This is a genomic window from Oligoflexus sp., from assembly GCF_035712445.1.
Lineage (GTDB): Bacteria > Bdellovibrionota_B > Oligoflexia > Oligoflexales > Oligoflexaceae > Oligoflexus.
The window spans coordinates 17681-34784 of sequence record NZ_DASTAT010000027.1; the positions used below are offsets into that span (position 1 = coordinate 17681).

The 17104-nt window shown below is 54.4% G+C and carries 20 protein-coding genes; 11 read left to right on the plus strand and 9 right to left on the minus strand.

Annotation, left to right across the window (positions count from 1 at the left end; translation table 11 throughout):
- Nucleotides 1-12: 12 nt before the first annotated feature.
- The gene (locus VFO10_RS05990; RefSeq protein WP_325138064.1) at nt 13-1887 is read left to right on the plus strand and encodes a DUF1566 domain-containing protein; all 1875 of its coding nucleotides are present in this window, start codon (nt 13-15) and stop codon (nt 1885-1887) included.
- Nucleotides 1888-1958: 71 nt separating this feature from the next.
- Here the strand turns inward: VFO10_RS05990 and VFO10_RS05995 are convergent, their stop codons facing one another.
- Nucleotides 1959-2126 carry a DUF1328 domain-containing protein gene (locus VFO10_RS05995; RefSeq protein ID WP_325138066.1) on the minus strand — a complete coding sequence of 56 codons (168 nt, stop codon included), beginning with the start codon at nt 2124-2126 and terminating at the stop codon, nt 1959-1961.
- Nucleotides 2127-2230: 104 nt separating this feature from the next.
- Complete coding sequence (locus tag VFO10_RS06000) at nt 2231-2641, minus strand: GatB/YqeY domain-containing protein (protein WP_325138068.1); 411 nt, start codon at nt 2639-2641, stop codon at nt 2231-2233.
- A gap of 588 nt (nt 2642-3229) precedes the next feature.
- On the opposite strand from VFO10_RS06000, the gene VFO10_RS06005 reads away from it, so the two are divergent.
- Complete coding sequence (locus tag VFO10_RS06005) at nt 3230-4159, plus strand: hypothetical protein (RefSeq protein ID WP_325138070.1); 930 nt, start codon at nt 3230-3232, stop codon at nt 4157-4159.
- A gap of 21 nt (nt 4160-4180) precedes the next feature.
- On the opposite strand, the gene VFO10_RS06010 is transcribed toward VFO10_RS06005, so the two are convergent.
- Together VFO10_RS06010 and VFO10_RS06015 are read right to left on the minus strand one after the other, a co-directional pair.
- The gene (locus VFO10_RS06010) at nt 4181-4537 is read right to left on the minus strand and encodes a hypothetical protein (RefSeq protein ID WP_325138072.1); all 357 of its coding nucleotides are present in this window, start codon (nt 4535-4537) and stop codon (nt 4181-4183) included.
- 125 nt (nt 4538-4662) lie between these two features.
- The gene (locus VFO10_RS06015) at nt 4663-5337 is read right to left on the minus strand and encodes a hypothetical protein (RefSeq protein WP_325138074.1); all 675 of its coding nucleotides are present in this window, start codon (nt 5335-5337) and stop codon (nt 4663-4665) included.
- A 121-nt stretch (nt 5338-5458) separates the two neighbouring features.
- Between VFO10_RS06015 and VFO10_RS06020 the strand changes: the two genes are divergently transcribed.
- Nucleotides 5459-6019: a YdeI/OmpD-associated family protein gene (locus VFO10_RS06020; protein WP_325138076.1), complete on the plus strand. Its 561-nt coding sequence runs from the start codon at nt 5459-5461 to the stop codon at nt 6017-6019.
- A gap of 104 nt (nt 6020-6123) precedes the next feature.
- On the opposite strand, the gene rpsD is transcribed toward VFO10_RS06020, so the two are convergent.
- The 4 genes from rpsD to VFO10_RS06040 form a co-directional block, all read right to left on the minus strand.
- On the minus strand, nt 6124-6735 hold the full coding sequence (gene rpsD / locus VFO10_RS06025) for a 30S ribosomal protein S4 (protein WP_325138078.1): 612 nt from the start codon (nt 6733-6735) through the stop codon (nt 6124-6126).
- Between the two features lie 154 nt (nt 6736-6889).
- On the minus strand, nt 6890-8035 hold the full coding sequence (locus VFO10_RS06030) for an ROK family transcriptional regulator (RefSeq protein ID WP_325138080.1): 1146 nt from the start codon (nt 8033-8035) through the stop codon (nt 6890-6892).
- 372 nt (nt 8036-8407) lie between these two features.
- Entirely contained in the window at nt 8408-8668 is a 261-nt protein-coding gene (locus tag VFO10_RS06035) for a hypothetical protein (RefSeq protein ID WP_325138082.1), read from the minus strand.
- A gap of 290 nt (nt 8669-8958) precedes the next feature.
- Nucleotides 8959-9201 carry a hypothetical protein gene (locus VFO10_RS06040; protein ID WP_325138084.1) on the minus strand — a complete coding sequence of 81 codons (243 nt, stop codon included), beginning with the start codon at nt 9199-9201 and terminating at the stop codon, nt 8959-8961.
- A 295-nt stretch (nt 9202-9496) separates the two neighbouring features.
- On the opposite strand from VFO10_RS06040, the gene VFO10_RS06045 reads away from it, so the two are divergent.
- The 8 genes from VFO10_RS06045 to hisIE are packed head-to-tail and all read left to right on the plus strand — an operon-like array spanning nt 9497 to nt 15768.
- Nucleotides 9497-9838, plus strand: a complete 342-nt coding sequence (locus VFO10_RS06045; RefSeq protein WP_325138086.1) for a YerC/YecD family TrpR-related protein — start codon at nt 9497-9499, stop codon at nt 9836-9838.
- Nucleotides 9828-10718, plus strand: coding sequence for an ATP phosphoribosyltransferase (gene hisG / locus VFO10_RS06050; RefSeq protein ID WP_325138088.1), 891 nt, complete (start codon nt 9828-9830; stop codon nt 10716-10718). The genes VFO10_RS06045 and hisG overlap by 11 nt, the downstream gene beginning before the upstream one ends.
- Before the next feature lie 8 nt (nt 10719-10726).
- A complete protein-coding gene (gene hisD, locus VFO10_RS06055) occupies nt 10727-12028 on the plus strand; it encodes a histidinol dehydrogenase (RefSeq protein ID WP_325138090.1) in 1302 nt (433 codons plus the stop codon).
- Nucleotides 12029-13099, plus strand: a complete 1071-nt coding sequence (gene hisB / locus VFO10_RS06060) for a bifunctional histidinol-phosphatase/imidazoleglycerol-phosphate dehydratase HisB (protein ID WP_325138092.1) — start codon at nt 12029-12031, stop codon at nt 13097-13099.
- The gene (hisH, locus tag VFO10_RS06065; RefSeq protein WP_325138094.1) at nt 13096-13680 is read left to right on the plus strand and encodes an imidazole glycerol phosphate synthase subunit HisH; all 585 of its coding nucleotides are present in this window, start codon (nt 13096-13098) and stop codon (nt 13678-13680) included. Before hisB ends, hisH begins: the two co-directional genes overlap by 4 nt.
- Nucleotides 13677-14405, plus strand: coding sequence for a 1-(5-phosphoribosyl)-5-[(5-phosphoribosylamino)methylideneamino]imidazole-4-carboxamide isomerase (gene hisA, locus VFO10_RS06070; protein WP_325138096.1), 729 nt, complete (start codon nt 13677-13679; stop codon nt 14403-14405). Before hisH ends, hisA begins: the two co-directional genes overlap by 4 nt.
- Nucleotides 14399-15166 carry an imidazole glycerol phosphate synthase subunit HisF gene (gene hisF, locus VFO10_RS06075; RefSeq protein WP_325138098.1) on the plus strand — a complete coding sequence of 256 codons (768 nt, stop codon included), beginning with the start codon at nt 14399-14401 and terminating at the stop codon, nt 15164-15166. Before hisA ends, hisF begins: the two co-directional genes overlap by 7 nt.
- On the plus strand, nt 15163-15768 hold the full coding sequence (gene hisIE, locus VFO10_RS06080; protein ID WP_325138100.1) for a bifunctional phosphoribosyl-AMP cyclohydrolase/phosphoribosyl-ATP diphosphatase HisIE: 606 nt from the start codon (nt 15163-15165) through the stop codon (nt 15766-15768). Before hisF ends, hisIE begins: the two co-directional genes overlap by 4 nt.
- A gap of 11 nt (nt 15769-15779) precedes the next feature.
- Here the strand turns inward: hisIE and VFO10_RS06085 are convergent, their stop codons facing one another.
- Entirely contained in the window at nt 15780-17090 is a 1311-nt protein-coding gene (locus VFO10_RS06085; RefSeq protein ID WP_325138102.1) for an aminopeptidase P family protein, read from the minus strand.
- Nucleotides 17091-17104 lie beyond the last annotated feature (14 nt).

Below are 17104 nucleotides of genomic sequence, written 5' to 3' on the forward strand. Positions count from 1 at the left end.
CTGGGGATCCTTTTGCTGACGCTGAGCTGCGGCAAGGGCTCTGGCGTAAAACGGGAAACGGTTGTGAAGGCTGAAGCCAAGGACGCTACGGTTTATGTGCCCGGCGCCCAGGTCGCGGTTACTCAACCGAAAGATAAAGCCGTCTATAAAAATCAAGGTGGAGAGGTGGCCCCGCTGATGATGCTGGAGGCTTCCCGCGTCTGTGATGATATGATGTTCTATAATGGTGAAGGTGAGCTGGTTCAAGGCACGCGGGCATGCTCGGGCGGCGCCGGCTTGAAACCGGAAAATATTCGCTCGGGGGTCACGATCGGTGACATCACCGGCACTCTGGTCGATATTCAGGATGAAATCGAACTCAAAGCAGAGAACCTCCGCATGGCTGTCACGATTGGCTCTGTGATCGGGGCATTCGTGGCAAGTCCTGACGACTGTGCGAGTGAAGGCAGCACGTCGTGCGTGGCCAACGCCCAATACAAACCGGCTCTGACGACGGGACTGGCCAGCAAAGTGCTGGCGAGTCAATCCATAGCTGGAGTCAGCGGCAACATCGTTCTGCCGCTTGCAGGCAAGGTTCTGAGTGGAACGAGCTATGGAATCAATTCCACATCCATGGCGGGTACTCTCGCCCTTCCCGCGGCTGCATCCGTGCTCTCAGGAACAGGAAGCTATGGAGATCCCGCATCACCCACAACGCCAGCTTACGTGCCGGACTTTCCCAGTCCCGCCAACGTCCGGTCGTTGGATAGCAGCAATAACGCCAGCGGAACTCTCCTGGATTGCAGCAGCGATGGCGCGACAGGCTGCGTGACGTCCAATCTCTTTAAAGCTGCGAATAAAGCCCTGGCAACGGCCGGCAACATTCGTTCGGGCGTGACGCTTGCAGCTGAGTCCGGTGACTATCCATCATCGACCTACACGCTGCCCTCAGCGTCCGCCACAGCTGATCTGGACAGCGTAACCTTTAACGCCAAAGTCAAAGCCAGTGCGACCTTTGAATATTGGAGTTCCGATGGGACTCATCACAGCAACGCAGGGGATACAGGCATCGCGGCTGAAAATATTCGCAGTGGGGTGACTATATTCGGCACCACGGGTACGCTGCCGGCTCCATCCTGTTCGTACAGCACTCAAGGGAGCTGCACGGCCGACAATACCTGTCGCTGGACGGGTTCAGCGTGCGAAATCAATCCCTGGAACCTTCGGAATACCGTTACGATTTACGCCAAGACCGGTACCATCAAGAACAATTGCCGCAACAGGGTCAACAGTTCAGCGTATAACTCAGACCTGTCTCCGCCGGGAAACGGTGCTATCACGAGTGGTTCAGCGATCGATTGGTGGGATACCATTGGCAACGTTTTCAATAACGCTTTTCCTACGCTGCAGCCTACAGGCTGGTCCACCGAAAATGCATGTGGCAAGGAACTTTGGTCGGACCTTACCCCGGATGGTGCCTGTGACAGTGCAGCAGACGACTGTATGATGCAGGATAATGTCACGGGTTTGATCTGGTCAGAAAGCAGCCCTGTCGGCGGCGGGGCCGCGAGCAATACGACAAAAGACTGGTCGCTGGCTGTCGAGCATTGCGCGAGTCTGACTTTCGGTTCTCGCAGCGATTGGCGACTTCCAACGCAGATGGAAATGCAGAATGCGTATAATCATGGGATCAGTCAGTTGGCTTATAAGCAAGGTGGGACAACAGCCCGTCCTGGTGGGGATACACTGGATAATAACAATTTCTTCATGGCGACGGTGGGAAGCTACTGGTCAGCGACGACGAAGTCATCAGATACCACATATGCCTATAACTTGCATATGAATCAGTCTTATTCCAACGATGTTCTGAAGACCGCGACTCACATCCCTATCTGTGTTGCGCCTTGATTCGCGATTCGCCCAGACAAATCAGGATTAGGAAAGAACCCTGATTTGTCTGCGTCCGCGACGACCTAGGTTCAGGTCAAAGGTCCTCTGCGACGTGTGAAGAAACTGATCACGACGGCAGCCAGGAACACGAAGAAAAGAATCTGGGCGATGGATGCGGCTGTGCCTGCCAGGCTGCCGAAACCAAAGAATGCGGCGATGACGGCAAGCACGAGGAAAATCATAGTCCACTGAAGCATGTTAGGTACCTCCTGATTGATGTGTGAGGACTCTCTGTCCCTATTCTCATCAATGCAAGGATCGTGCACAGGCCATGTCAGCCACTATGGCATTTAGCTTTGAACTATCCTACTATGGTCTTCACGATTTGACTCGCTTCGCGACCATCGAATCGGCCTTTGATTTGTGGCGTAATCGCTTTCATCACGGTTCCGAAATCAGCGCCTGGATTGCTGCTGACAAATTCCTTCACCATGGCTTCAAAATCTTCTTTGCTCAAAGGCTGAGGAACATAGGCCGCGAGATATTCGATCTCTTTTTTGATTTTGGCCACCTCGTCCGATCCTGCTGGAAACTGTTCGATCGAATCCTTCAGTTTCTTCACATGGGCAATGGCCACCTCGGCATCCGCCTTCGGCTTCGCGGAGGTATTGTTTTCAATAAAGGCACTTTTCAAAAGGCGCAGCGCGTCAAGTCGACCTTTATCCTTGGCCTTCATGGCAGCTTTGATATCTTCGGTTACTCGTTCCAGCATACAGGGCTCCTTTCAGACTTGAGAAGCCCTACTCTACTCCAATCCCAGGCCCGAGCCCAAGCACTTCATGTTGGGGGAAAGCTCGGTCAGAAGGAGAAGCCGATGACAAGGCTGGGCCGAATAAACGAGGGCATGCGCAGGCGCTCATCCATTCTGCGTTGTGAACGCTTCCTATCGCTGTCGGTGGCTGTTATTTTGTAAACATTTTCTGTCCGCCGATGAAAAGACTGACTCATACCAACTTCCTCGGTGCTGATGCTTGACCGCTCCCAAAAATTATCTGAATAGGTATAGTGCAGACTGTTTCAGGTAAAAGACTGAACCTCGGCCTTGAAGCTTTGCTCGTCGAACCCCGAAAACCACATGAAGACTGTTGAAGATAATCTCATGGAAAGCGCTCCCCTTTCATCTATCACAGTCCTCGAATTCTCGATTATGACGTCAGATATAATTCTCCAAAACCCGTGGTCAAGACTCTGATAACGCACAGGAAAAACCGCTGGTTGGAGAAGCTTTCAAGTATGGGCTCACGAACACCGAGAAGACCTTCAGAACCCGAGTATGCGACACTCAGGTAAGGGGTACACTGTGCGACCTTTACAATTTCTACCAGCAATCCTGGTCTTCGCCCTTGCGTGCAATGACACCGCGGTGAAGCCCTCCAAAATCTTTGGACAGTCCGATCAGCAGACTGCAGATGCCCGGACAGAAACCAAAGGCACAGACGAATTGAGTGCCAATGCCGAGGGGCAGGAAGGCGTCCTGCCTCCCGCCAACATTTCGGGCAGTTATCTCATCGATTGTACAATATTCGACAGTCAGAAATCACAGACGAGCCCCGCTCAGGTCAACTTTGCCTGTGGTGTTTCCCGTAAATCGGGTGGAGCCGTGGCCAGCGACGGACAATGGAAGGGGACCATCCTCAATCCGACAGCCGATGAGACTCTTCAAACAAGGGATGCGAAGACAGGCCTGTTTCTGCTCACGACCACAAAACCTGAGCAGCTCGTGACAGCCATGAACAAGGTCAGCCTTAGCTTTGATGGTACGATTGAAGGCCAGAAAGTGTCTCTCACGGAAACAGGACAAAGAACACTGTCACGCGATCTCGCGCAGGTCCAAAGTTTGATCATCCGCACCAGTTTCACGGTCCAGATCGTGTCTGGAACCCGAACGGGCCTCGTGTATTCGGGTACATTTCAATATGACTCCAGCATGCTTACGGGAGCCGCGCAGGAGACTCTGGAAGCGCAGAACCTTCAGTTTAACTATCTGACCCCTCAGGCTCAGCAGTTCGATTCCAAAGGCATACTCAACTTCGTCAACGGCAGGTTCGTATCTTTGGTGGTTGCGGGAGGTCCCGCTACTCAGCGTTTTGGTATAAACACAGGCTTTGACCGGAATCAGTTTGGTCGGCCGGAAGAAGCCTTCGTTCCGAACGGTGAGCAATTTTTTGGTTATCTCGCGACCGATGGCTTTGTCGATGGGGCAGGAACTCTGCGCTATAGTTTCCTGTAAGCGTTATCCTAAACAGACCTTTTAACGCCGCTCATCCAAATATGCCGCGACCACTTTCCTGAACGCTTCATCTTTTAAGGCCTCATGGAGCGTCCACTCAAAGGGAGTCAGGTCTTCCATCTTTCTTTCCCAAAACGCGGTATCGACCATCAGCAAGGCCTCAGAAAAGACCAGAGCCAGGTCATATCCAGTCATCTGCAGACTGGAAGCCAGCGAAATCAGCCTCTGCGCACCATCAGGCAGCTGATCGACAGCCAGGTTCAAAGTAAATACCGTTTTCGCACCGAGATACTCGTTGCCGAAAATGTCCCTTTCCACCCTCGGCTGCCGTCTTTTCTTCGGTTTTGTTCCAGGATCATTTTTCGTGAGTTCGTCCATGGATTCAAACTCCGCTCTTGAATATTCCGCCAGAGGCCGTCAGAACATCCTAGCATAGAGCCCCATAAAAAATGAAGGCAGCCACACCGCCAGGGTTGCTGCCTTTTCCTCTGGTTTTTCCGATTTTAAAGAACTGTGGGAGCTACGAAATCAAAGCGTGTGCCTTCGGGATTGGCTGCTGTCTTCAGATACGAAATCTGCAGTTTGCCGTTCACAACGTTAAGGTCGCAGCCTAACTTCCGCCATTCTTCGGTATAAGGCTGTTTCACTGTAAAATTCTTGCAAAGAATGAACAGCTTCTTGGCCTCCCCGCCTTCGGGACTTTGCTGAGGTTTATCAGCTGCCGCATGGGGCTCGTGCAGGTGCCCGCTCAATGCAATCAAGGCTCCATCCTTCTCCGACTGTTCAAAATCATGACCTTGCCAGGTCTTGGGGTAGGCCTCTCCAATTTTGTAAGCAAACTGATCCCCGAGGTAAACGGTGGAACTGAACTTGAACACGGAGCCTTCCCGCACTATGTCCCCGTACTTCAATCCAGGCGTCGCCAGGAACTCGACATATTCACCTTCCAGATCTATAGCACCATAAAGCTGAACGCCGAGCGTCTCTGTAAGACCCGCTGCACGACTCAGCAGACGAAGTTGCCTTTCCAATGTTTCGTCATTCTCAAAACCCACCATCACTTCCAAGGTACGCTGGGCAGGATCAATATTCGTTCCTATATCATGGAGGTGACTCTTATTCGAAACACCACAGCTCATGACCGTTGCAGATAGCACAAGACCCGACATCAATCGCATGGGAACTCCTTGCATTACTGGTAAATATGCAGCATTTTCATGGAAGTCCCTTTGAATTTTTCAGAAAGCACGCGGGGTGTCAAGGGATTCGGTTCAAATCTCTTGCAGCGAGGAGGCTTTGATGCAAAATAAATTCTTTAAAACCGCAGAGGCCTTTCGAACCTGGCTAAACAAAAACGGTAGGCAGGAAACCGAAATCTGGGTCGGGTTTTATAAGAAAGATTCTGGCAAAACCGGAATGTCCCTGAAGGAAGCCATTGACGAGGCTCTGTGTGCAGGCTGGGTGGATGGCCTCAAGGGCAGTTTGGATGACATCAGCTATCGCATTCGCTTCACACCTCGCAAACCGAAAAGTGTTTGGTCGAAGATCAACATCGGCCACGCGGAACGTTTGATCAGGGAAGGCCGCATGACTCCCGCAGGCCAAGCCCAGATCGAAGCGGCGAAGGCGGATGGACGTTGGGAACGAGCCTATGAAGGTGCGAAAAATGCGGAACCACCGGAAGATTTTCTAAAAGCACTGAATAAAAATAAAAAAGCCAAGGCCTTCTTCAAAACGCTGAATCGCGCTAATACCTTTGCCATCTACTTTCGAATCACGAATGCGAAGAAACCGGAAACGCGCCAACGCTGGATTGAACGCATCATCGCGATGCTGGAAAACGGCGAGACCTTTCACTGAAAAAAAAGACCCGAACAGCTTCCGCCATTCGGATCTTTTTTATAAGCTTTGCTATCAGGCTCACCGAAAATCTCTTTCCAGATGAACCCAATAAAAACAAAAACTCACTTCGAGTAAAATTCGATGATCTGACCAATCTCAATAGGGAAAGGCACCGAATCACGAGTCGGCAGACTCACGACGGTCGCGTCTTTCGCGCCTTCGTCGAAGCCGATCCACTCAGGGCGAACCAACGAGAGTTGCTCCAGGGAGGCTTGGACGTGAGTGAACTTGGTCGCTTTGTCGGCGAGGCTCACTTTGTGGCCTTTTTTCATAAGGAAAGAAGGCTTGTTCACGCGCTTGCCATCGACTTTGATATGGCCGTGAACGATCAGCTGACGAGCAGCTGGGATAGTTGCAGCGAAACCAGCACGGAAGACGAAGTTATCCAGGCGACGCTCAAGGAACTGAAGGAGGTTTTCGCCGGGATCGCCGCGCATCTGGAAGCTCATATCTACGAAGCGGCGGAGTTGTTTTTCGCCGAGACCGTAGTTGAAGCGCAGCTTTTGCTTTTCACGCAACTGGGTACCGTAAACGCTCACTTTTTTACGGTGGCGGCCTTGGTGCATTCCAGGGGGATAAGCTTTACGCTCGTCCCACTTCTTACGGGACAGACCAGGCAACTGTACGCCCAGCGAGCGCATGATTTTTAAACGGGGGCCTTTAAAACGAGCCATTCTAACCTCAAAAATACGATCGGTTTCTCGTCAACGGTGGCGAGAATTACACGAATTGTCGGCCAGGATCAATGAAAATATAGGCTTGGCAGGCTTTTGCGGGCGGAAAAGGGCGGCTTTCGCGCCGCCCTGGCAGAGTTTGGATGGCTCCTACTCAATCTAAAGGCGGAACCTGGGCCTCCTGAGTCGATTCACGCACAATCGACATATTCGGCCGGGCCGGGAACAGGCTCAGATCATCCAGCACATGCTGCAGAACCTGAGTGCCGCCGCCCAGGGCGACCTGCTGCTCCCCACGGAAACTGGGAACCAGCCACTCATTCACCGACAGCGGACTGGTGCGGCCGTACTTGTCTTCCAGACCTTCGACCATGGCCTTGAGCCTTTGCGTCTGGCTGCGCCAAAGCCCCCCGATCACAACGCGGTCGAGCTGCAAAAGAGCCTGTGCATTGTAAAGCGTCAAGGCCATACACTCGGCAGTTTTGGAAACCCAGCTTTCCGCGGCGGCATCACCCGAAGCTGCCGCTTCCAATAGCTCACTGAGTTTTCTGGGCAAGGCCGATGTCTCACCAAGATGCTCAACGAGACTCTTGATGGTGCCTTCGGATTTGCAGAGCAGCTGACCGAGCTGTCCACTGACGCCATAGGTTTTCTGTTCATCACGAATCAGAAAGCCAAAGCCGAGCGTCTCGCTCAGCTGAAAATATCCGACGTGCCGCGGCTGAACGCTTTGATTCCACCAAAGTTCGGCAAGCGCCCCGAAATGAGCATCGGAATCCATATGCACAGGAATCGTCAGACGCTCACGCAGAGTGCTTTCCCAACTTTGAAAATCAACGTCGGTCCCGGTAGGATGAGCGACGGCGATGCCGATCAGCGGCATCTCTTCACTGAAAGTGAGCGCCGCGTTTTCTTCGATCATTTTTTGAACAAGGGCCAAAGCCTCGGCGGGATTTTCAAACACCTCGCAGGGCTGCGTCACCCAACGGCGCACGACGCCATTCAAATTCAAGGTCGCAACGGCAATGGTATGCGTACTGATCTGGATGCCAAGGATGGAATAGGCATCCTCCTGGAAGGCCAGCATCATGGGACGGCGGCCGCCATTGGACGGACCGATGCCGAGTTCTTTGACAAGTCCCCGATCCAAAAGCTCCGTGACGATCGCGGAAACAGTGGACCGACTCATGCTCGTGATGCGTGAGATATCCGCTCGTGAGATCCGATGATGCTTCCAGATGAGCTTAAGCAGAATGCTGCAGTTCATGGCCCGCATGTGGGCGGCATCGACTGTTTCCATACCATCTCTCCTGTGGATCGAGTTGTCCCCCAAAACCTATGTCGCATAAGGCTTTGAGCTGGTTGTAGTGGGCTTTACCCCCGAAAGACTACACCTTCTACCCCACGTCATATTGTATTTTCAAGTCAATAATGTCGTAGTCCGAACGTACGGGAATCGTGGACGAATTCGGCCAAAAAGATTCTTACCGCGAGTAAAAATTTCGACTGATATCAAGGTCTTGAGTCAAGGAACGGGACCAGAACAAAGCGCAAACCCACGCCAGCGCAGGGCAATCGAGCAGCACCAAGGGTTCAGGATGAGAGAGAGGACGAGAAAGAGGGGCGAGCCCGCACCCTGAGTCAAGGCCGGGCACCATCGGGAAGAACGAACTTAGTCAGCGCGGAGTTCGCTTGTGATCTGGTCGATATCGTCCTTAAGGTCAGGACGCGACCGCACAAGACGCTCAGCGAAGGGATCGAGCATGCCATCAACCCAGGCGAGTTCCAGCAGTTCAGGAAGATCGATCCGACGAACTTTAGCCACGGTTTTCTGCATACGACCGATCAGTTTGCGAAAGTGCTGCTCACTGAATGAATCGGGCGATTCCACGATCTGATTCTCGGTCTCGGCGTTTACTACTTGCGTTGTCATACTTCCCCACTCCAGTCAGCCAACAGGCGGCCAGGGGCCTTACCTTATTCAAAAACCTCAGCTTTTCAGCTGTCCTCTATATTCAGAAGATCAACCGATGACAAGCGAAAAATTCTGCTGCGCACAATGGGGTCAAGCTTTTTTTTCCGCTGCGATTATCAGTGGGTGCACAGGTTTATTCAGATTGAAGAGGAAAGATCGCGAAAGATGGGGCGGGAGGGAAACTAAGGGCGTGCACACACTTGACTCCAGTTGTGCTGGAGTCTGATGCGGGCACGCCCTAAGCAAAATCAGGGAGTCGTAGGAGCAGGAGTGGCTTCAGCTGGAGCAGGGGTTTCTGCAGGAGCTGGAGTTGCCTCTTCCTGTTGTTCGTAAGAAGGAACTTCCTCAGCTGGAACTGGGCTCTCTTCTTTAACTGGGAACTCTTCCTGGGTCTTCGTGGCTTCCTGAGATTTCTCTTCAGAGTTGGAAGAACCGCATTTACCGGCCATTGCGATCGCAGAAAGGCCAAGAACAACGAGAAGCTTTTTCATACTTGAAACTACCTCTTTCAATGTGAACAGCGAGTTTAACCTCGCTTTGGGTAACGAAACAACTTTCCTCTGCGGGACCGGAATCAAAATTGGGATTCAAGGCCGCCGCTTAGGGCACGTCATGAATGACTGAGTCTTCTGCTCAGCGCAGTAACATAACCAAGGAACCATGGGATAGCAAGGTGAAAAAGCAGGCTTTTTTGGCCGAATAAAAAGCCTTGAGACCGCTTACGCATTATGTTATCACATTAGCGTTTTAGCAGGCTAAAACACTTTCACGCCCAGGAGAGATGAAATGTCTGAACGCGAAGCGGTCCGTATCCAAAGTGGCAAAGCCCCCGATCACTGGGACGAACGCTATTTAACCGAGCTTTACGAGGCCTTACGGTCCGTGAAGAGCATCGACGAGTTCAGCCGTTTCTTCGAAGACCTCTGCACGCCGGCCGAACTCAGGTCCATGGCGGACCGCTGGCGGGTGGCCAAGCTCCTCGACCAGGGTCTGTCCTATCGCGTCATCAATGAAAAGACCGGAGTGAGCACCGCGACCATCACACGCGTCGCCCGCTCCTTGACTTACGGCACAGGCGGATACCGCATGGTGCTGCAGCGCCAACAGGGAGAACCAAGTGAGCAATAAACAACTTCGTATCGCCATTCAGAAATCGGGTCGCCTGAGCGACAAGTGCCGGGACCTCCTCGCCCAGGCCGGCATCACCTTCGAAGCCCGCACCGACCGCCTGATCGTACGCGCCAAAGAGCAGCCCATCGACCTGATGCTGGTGCGTGATGATGATATTCCTGGCTTCGTCAACAATCAGGTTTCTCAGCTCGGCATCTGCGGCCTGAACGTGCTCGAAGAAAAACTGGGGCGCGTGGCCCAGGGTGAAAGTGATGTTCAGATTATCCGCTCGCTAGGTTTCGGCTACTGCCGCCTCGCGCTCGCCCTGCCTAAAACTGTCAACTATGAAGGCCTGAGCAGCTTCAGCGGCAAGCGCATCGCCACATCCTATCCCAATATTCTGCAGCGCTTCCTCGATGATAACGGCATCAAAGCCAGCATCGTGGAAATTTCAGGTTCCGTGGAAGTGGCTCCATCCATCGGCGTCGCCGATGCGATCTGCGATCTGGTTTCGACCGGCGCGACCTTGGAATCGAATGGTCTGCGTGAAACCACCGTGCTTTTGGAAAGCGAAGCCGTGCTGGTCCGTCCCCGCGCCCAGCTGAGCCAGGATCAGGAAACTCTGATCGCACGCTTGATGGCCCGCTTTGATGGGCTCGGCAAAGCCAAGAACGCCAAATACATTATGATGAATGCTCCCAAGGATGCCATTTACCGTATTTCCCAGTTGATTCCTGGCATGGAAAAACCCACCGTCATGCCCCTTATGTATGACGAAAGCAAGGTCGCCATCCATGCCGTTTGCAAGGAGCATGTGTTCTGGGAAACCATTGAAAAGCTGAAGGAAGCCGGCGCCAGCTCCATCCTGGTGCTGCCCATCGAAAAAATCATTGAGTGAGAGCGGCCATGCGTATCTATAATTGGAGTCAGCTGACACAGGACGAGCAGAGCACCTTACTGAAAAGGCCTGCGTCCTCGTCTTCCGCAGAATTGCAGAGCCGCACGCGCGAAATTCTGAGCGACGTGCGCGAACGCGGGGACAAAGCCCTTTTGGAAATGACCGCGCGTTTCGATAAGGTGAAGCTTGAAAGCCTGCGCGTTCCGCCTCCTAAAATTCAAGAGGCTTTGGAGAACCTGGAACCATCCACGCGTGAAGCTTTGGAAATGGCGCGGGATAATATCGAACGCTTCCACCGGCAGCAGCTTCCGCGGCGCATTGAAATCCCGACCCTGGCGGGCATTCGCTGTTTCCGTGAAGCGCGCCCTATCGAACGCGTGGGCTTTTACATACCCGGTGGTTCGGCTCCCCTGCCCTCCACGGTTCTGATGCTCGGCGTGCCGTCCCACATTGCGGAAAATCCTATCCGCGTGCTGTGCTCGCCGCCCCAGGCGAACGGGGAAATCGATCCGATCGTGCTCGCGACCGCCGCACTCTGCGGGATCGATCAGGTCTATCGAGTGGGTGGCGCGCAGGCCATTGCCGCGATGGCCTTTGGCACGGAATCCGTGCCGAAAGTTGATAAAATTTTCGGACCTGGAAATTCCTGGGTGACCGAAGCCAAGCAGCAGGTTGCATCGCACAGCGAAGGCGCCGCGATTGATATGCCGGCCGGCCCCTCCGAAGTCCTCGTGATTGCGGATGAATACGCCAATCCCACGTTTGTGGCGGCGGATCTCTTATCTCAAGCTGAACACGGCCCGGATTCGCAGGTGATCCTGCTCAGCACCAGCGAAAAAATCGCCAGGGATTGCCTCGCAGAATTGAATCGTCTGCTCCAAAAGCTTCCGCGTCGCGAAATAGCCGCGCAGGCTCTGGCGAATAGCCGCTCTTTTGTGGTGAAGGATATCGCCACGGCCGTGAAGATTTCCGATGCCTACGCACCCGAGCACTTGATTCTTCAGATCCAGGAGCCTGAAGTATGGGCCCGTCGTCTGCAGAACGCCGGCTCGGTGTTTCTGGGCGCCTGGTCACCCGAATCCGCCGGTGATTATGCGAGCGGCACCAACCACGTGCTGCCCACCTATGGTCACGCGCGCGCCTGGAGCGGGCTGTCGCTCGAATCCTTTATGAAACAGATCACCTTCCAGCATCTTTCGCGCGAAGGTCTTGCGGCCATCGGTCCCTCGGTTGAAAAGCTCGCAAGCCTTGAAGGGCTTGAAGCGCATCGTCTGGCCGTAAGCGTGCGCCTGCGACCGGAGGAGAAGTGAATGGAGAAGATACTCTTCATAGATCGCGACGGCACGATCAACACCGAACCGGAAAACTACCAGGTGGACCGGCTCGATAAGATCCGACTCGTCCCGGGTGTGATCCCCGCGCTGCTTCGTTTGAAGCAGGCGGGTTATAGCTTCGTCATGATCACCAATCAGGACGGCCTGGGCACCAGCTCCTTTCCCGAAGCGGACTTTGAAATCTGCCAGAACTTTATTGTGGATCTCCTGGAAAGTCAGGGCATCACCTTTTCCTCCATTCTGGTCTGCCCGCATTTCCGCGAAGCCGGCTGCGAATGCAGAAAACCGCGCGTCGGCATGGTCCTTCCCTGGCTGCAGCGCACGGATTGGAATCGTCAGGCCGCCGCTGTGATCGGTGATCGCGACACCGATATGGAACTCGCGAAAAACATGGGGATCCGTGGCCTTCGCATCCGCTCGCCTTTCGGTGAAGGTTTGAGTTGGGACGAGATCGTCGATGAGCTTCTGCTGGCCGATCGCAAAGCGGATGTGAAACGCGAGACCAAGGAAACGAAGATTCGTGTTGCGGTGAATCTGGATCAGGCGCAGCCGGTCAGCATGAAAACCGGCGTCGGTTTCTTCGACCATATGCTCGATCAAATCGCGCGTCATGCTGGAATCAGTCTGCAGGTGGAATGCCAGGGTGATCTCGTGATCGACGATCATCACAGCATCGAGGACGTGGGACTGGCGCTCGGCCAGGCTCTGAGGCAGGCCCTTGGGGACAAGCGCGGCATTCAACGCTACGGCTTCGCCCTGCCGATGGATGAAGCGGAAGCGCAGGTGCTTTTGGATCTGGGTGGACGACCATTCAGTGTCTTTGAAGCCGACTTTCAGCGCGAAAAAATCGGCGAGCTGAGCACCGAGATGATCCCGCACTTTTTCCGCTCGCTGGCGGAAGCCCTGGGCGCGAACCTGCATATCCGGGCTCGCGGACAGAACGATCATCACATTGCGGAAGGGATTTTCAAAGCCTTTGCACGCAGTCTGCGCGAGGCCGTGAAAAAGTCGGGTACCGATCTGCCATCGACCAAGGGGCTCTTATGATCGCCATTATCAATACCGGAGTTGCCAACCTGCGTTCGGTTGCCAATGCTGTCGAACGTTTGGATCAGCCTTATGAATTGACCACCGATATCGCCGTGATCGAGGCCGCGGATCGCGTGATCCTGCCGGGTGTCGGCCATGCCCAGGCGTCCATGAAAAGCCTGCAGGCGCTGAACCTGATCCCTGTGATCAAGCAGCTGAAGCAGCCCGTGCTCGGCATATGCCTCGGCATGCAGATTCTTTATGAATACACCGAGGAAGGTGATATTCCCTGCCTTGGTATTCTGCCGGGCCGCGTCTCGCGCATTCGCGATTACGGCCTCAGTCTTCCGCATATGGGCTGGAACAGTCTGGAATGGGATCAACCCTCGCCTTTGCTTGAAGGTTTGAAACCGGGCTGCCGCGTGTACTTCGTGCACTCGTTCCGCGCTCCCGTCAATGCCACGACTCGGGCCAGCAGTCATTACGGAGAAACCATCCCCGCTCTGGTTTCGCAGGACAACTTTTTCGGAACTCAATTTCACCCGGAACGATCCGGCGATGTGGGCTCCTTAATCTTAAGGAACTTTTTAACGCTATGAAGATCTATCCCGCCATTGACCTTATGAATGGGCAGGTTGTGCGTCTCGCTCAAGGGCGTTTTGAAGATCGCACCACCTATAAAAAATCGCCGTTTGAAGCCGCGCAGGGTTTTGTTGCGAGCGGTTCGACCTATCTGCATGTCGTGGACCTGGACGGCGCGCGCGAAGGCCGGCCGATGCAGGTTGATCTTCTGCGTTCATTGGCCGCCGAAGTCCCCTTGAAGCTTCAGGTCGGCGGCGGCGTACGGACCGTCGAGCATGTCGAGGCTCTGCTTTCAGCCGGCGTGGAACGCGTGGTGATCGGCAGCCTTGCGATCCAGGATCCGAAGCTGACCAAAAGAATTTTTGAAACCTATGGTGCTGAGCACATCACCCTTGGTCTGGATGTGATGCTGGATGACAGCGGTGAACCGCGCGTGGCCACGCATGGCTGGCAGCAGGTGTCCTCAATCTCGGCGCATGAAGTGCTCGATAGTTATATGGGCATGGGTTTGAATCAGGTTCTTTGTACCGATATCAAACGCGATGGCATGATGAGCGGCCCGAACTTCGCGCTCTATAAAAAACTGCAGACCGAATATCCGCGCCTTTGCGTGCTCGCCTCAGGCGGTATGCATAAGGTTGAAGATATCCGGCAATTGAAGGCCGACGGCGTCGGTGGCGCCATCATTGGCAAGGCGCTCTATGAAGGCACCATTTCACTCGAGGAGGCCCTGCAATGCTAGCCCGCAGAATCATTCCCTGTTTGGATGTCCGCGACGGCAAGGTGGTCAAGGGCGTGAAGTTCAAGGATCACGTGATCCTTGGTGATATTTTGGATCTGGCCCGGCGCTATCGTGATGCCGGTGCGGATGAGCTGGTGTTTTACGATATCACAGCCAGCGCGGAAGGCCGGACGGTATCGACCCAATGGATCGAAGACACCGCCCGCGTGATTGATATTCCTTTCTGCGTGGCCGGCGGCATTCGCAGCGTGGACGACGCGCGCCGCGTTCTGCATTCAGGTGCGGACAAGGTCTCCATCAATTCCCCTGCGATTGAAAATCCGGGGCTGATCAATGCCCTGGCTGATGAGTTCGGCAGCCAGTGCGTGGTGATCGGCATCGACTCCATCGAACAGGATGGCGATTATATGATCTGGAAATATACCGGCAGCGAAAAAACCGCGCAAAGTGCCGGCAAAAAAACGCTCGATTGGATTCGCGAGGTCCAGGATCGCGGCGCGGGTGAAATCGTTCTGAACTGCATGGCGGCCGATGGCACGCGGGCCGGTTACGACATTCGCCAGCTGCAGGCGGCGCGGGACCTTTGCCGCGTGCCTTTGGTGGCGTCCGGTGGAGCTGGCAAACCGCAGGATTTCCTGGATGCCTTCCATAAGGCGCGCGTGGATGCGGCCCTGGCGGCTGGAATTTTTCACCGTGGTGAGGTGCAGATTCCTGATTTGAAAGCCTGGCTGCAAAAAGCCGGTGTGGAGGTTCGTTTATGATGGATATCGCAAGTATCGACTGGGAAAAAGTCGGCGGGATGATTCCAGCTGTGATTCAGGACGATCGCGAAGGCAGCGTCCTGATGCTCGGTTACATGTCGCCCGAGGCTTTGAATACAACGGTCGAAACAGGTCTTGTGACCTTCTACAGCCGGACGCAAAAAAAGCTTTGGACCAAGGGGGAAACCTCAGGGCACTTTCTACGTCTGAAGTCGGTAGCGCTCGACTGCGATCAGGACACGCTGCTGGTGAAAGTCGACCCGATCGGCCCCACCTGCCACACAGGTTGCGCGACCTGCTTCGGTCCTAAGAGTCCATCCGTGAATTTTCTGAATCAACTGCAAGGGGTCATTGATCAGCGCTATGAAGAGCGCCCCGCAGGATCCTACACCACACGTCTCTTTGAGGACGGCGTGCAGCGAATGGCTCAGAAAGTCGGGGAAGAAGGTGTGGAAGTCGCCCTCGCGGCCATGGCCCCGAGTGATGCAGAACTGCTCGGTGAAGCGGCCGACCTGATCTTTCACCTGATGGTGCTTTTGAAAGGCCGCGGGCTGAAGCTGAGTGATGCCGTGAAGGTGCTGGAACAAAGGCACGGGGGCTGAGCCCCCTCTTTCTAGCGCAAAGCTTCCAGTTCCGCGACTTCCTTGGGACAGTGGGTCAGGTTACGATAACCGTCCGCTGTCACGAGGATGTCATCTTCGATTCTTACACCGATGCCGTGCCAACGGCCGTCCGCGTAGGGTGAACCCGGCTGAATATAAATACCGGGTTCGATGGTGATCACCATACCGGCTTCCAATGGCCGGCGTTGGCCCTCGACCACGTAACGCCCTGCATCGTGCACGTTAAGTCCTAGATAATGCGAAACGCCATGCGGATACCAGGCTTTGAAGGTATCGTTCTTCCGCGCATCCTCGTAGCTGAGTTTGATGACACCGAGTTCGATCAGACCTTCGGTCAGCATTTTGATCGTAGCTTCCTGCAGATCCGGGATTTTAACCCCGGGCTTCACCATGTCGATGATGGACTTTTGGGTTTTCAGAACGATTTCATAGATCGCCCGCTGATCATCGGTGAAGTGCCCATCCACCGGCCATGTCCGGGTGATATCGGAAGCGTAGCCTTCATAGGCGCAGCCCGCGTCGATCAAAACGAGGTCACCGGCCTCCAGCTTGCAGCTGTTGACATTGTAGTGAAGGCAGCAGTTATTGCTGCCGCTGGCCACGATGCTGTGATAGGCGGTGAAGGGTGAGCCTCCGCACTTCATTTCGAGTTCCAGCAGAGCCTGCAGTTCAAGTTCGGTCATGCCCGCATGCGCATCCTGCATGCAGCGTTTATGGGCCGCTGCGGAAATGCGATTGGCGGTTTGCATGAGTTCGACTTCATAGGCGTCTTTAATGAGACGGAAATCACCGAGGAAGCCCCAGAAATCGCGGACTTCGAGTCCATCGAACGCGATGCGCTGACGATAGACGATATCATTCAGGATGCGCTCGACGCCTTCGTGATGCTGACGATCCGTGTAAAGCATGGTCGCGTTCTGCATCAGCTCCGGCAGCACGCGCGGCAAATCCGCGATCGAGAAGACCTGATCGAAGCCCAGCTGAGCGGCCCCATCCAGACCGATCATGGGTCCGTTCCAGATTTCGGTGGCAGAGTCGCGGTCTTCGACGAAGAGGATGGACTGCGGTTTGTCCCCGGAGACGAGCAGGACCACGCCCTGGTCTTCCGTATAAAGTCCGCTCAGATAATAAAAGTTGGGGTCCTGCCGATAGCGGAAGTACGAGGAATCATACTTATGAAAGGCCGGACGTGAAGCAGCCAAAAGAAGGCCACCGTTCAGGGCCTTGATAATGCGCTGCCGACGCGCCTGCAAAGCCGCGACTTTTTCTGGTGAAAACTGAACCCGGGCGCCGCTCTTCATATCGCTCTCCTGAT

Excerpts from the sequence above, each read along its gene's own strand:
- VFO10_RS05995 (WP_325138066.1), bottom strand. The coding sequence starts at position 2,126 with ATGCTTCAGTGGACTATGATTTTCCTCGTGCTTGCCGTCATCGCCGCA.
- VFO10_RS06000 (WP_325138068.1), bottom strand. The coding sequence starts at position 2,641 with ATGCTGGAACGAGTAACCGAAGATATCAAAGCTGCCATGAAGGCCAAG.
- VFO10_RS06010 (WP_325138072.1), bottom strand. The coding sequence starts at position 4,537 with ATGGACGAACTCACGAAAAATGATCCTGGAACAAAACCGAAGAAAAGA.
- VFO10_RS06015 (WP_325138074.1), bottom strand. The coding sequence starts at position 5,337 with ATGCGATTGATGTCGGGTCTTGTGCTATCTGCAACGGTCATGAGCTGT.
- VFO10_RS06020 (WP_325138076.1), top strand. The coding sequence starts at position 5,459 with ATGCAAAATAAATTCTTTAAAACCGCAGAGGCCTTTCGAACCTGGCTA.
- rpsD (WP_325138078.1), bottom strand. The coding sequence starts at position 6,735 with ATGGCTCGTTTTAAAGGCCCCCGTTTAAAAATCATGCGCTCGCTGGGC.
- VFO10_RS06030 (WP_325138080.1), bottom strand. The coding sequence starts at position 8,035 with ATGGAAACAGTCGATGCCGCCCACATGCGGGCCATGAACTGCAGCATT.
- VFO10_RS06035 (WP_325138082.1), bottom strand. The coding sequence starts at position 8,668 with ATGACAACGCAAGTAGTAAACGCCGAGACCGAGAATCAGATCGTGGAA.
- VFO10_RS06040 (WP_325138084.1), bottom strand. The coding sequence starts at position 9,201 with ATGAAAAAGCTTCTCGTTGTTCTTGGCCTTTCTGCGATCGCAATGGCC.
- VFO10_RS06045 (WP_325138086.1), top strand. The coding sequence starts at position 9,497 with ATGTCTGAACGCGAAGCGGTCCGTATCCAAAGTGGCAAAGCCCCCGAT.
- hisD (WP_325138090.1), top strand. The coding sequence starts at position 10,727 with ATGCGTATCTATAATTGGAGTCAGCTGACACAGGACGAGCAGAGCACC.
- hisB (WP_325138092.1), top strand. The coding sequence starts at position 12,029 with ATGGAGAAGATACTCTTCATAGATCGCGACGGCACGATCAACACCGAA.
- hisH (WP_325138094.1), top strand. The coding sequence starts at position 13,096 with ATGATCGCCATTATCAATACCGGAGTTGCCAACCTGCGTTCGGTTGCC.
- hisA (WP_325138096.1), top strand. The coding sequence starts at position 13,677 with ATGAAGATCTATCCCGCCATTGACCTTATGAATGGGCAGGTTGTGCGT.
- hisF (WP_325138098.1), top strand. The coding sequence starts at position 14,399 with ATGCTAGCCCGCAGAATCATTCCCTGTTTGGATGTCCGCGACGGCAAG.
- hisIE (WP_325138100.1), top strand. The coding sequence starts at position 15,163 with ATGATGGATATCGCAAGTATCGACTGGGAAAAAGTCGGCGGGATGATT.
- VFO10_RS06085 (WP_325138102.1), bottom strand. The coding sequence starts at position 17,090 with ATGAAGAGCGGCGCCCGGGTTCAGTTTTCACCAGAAAAAGTCGCGGCT.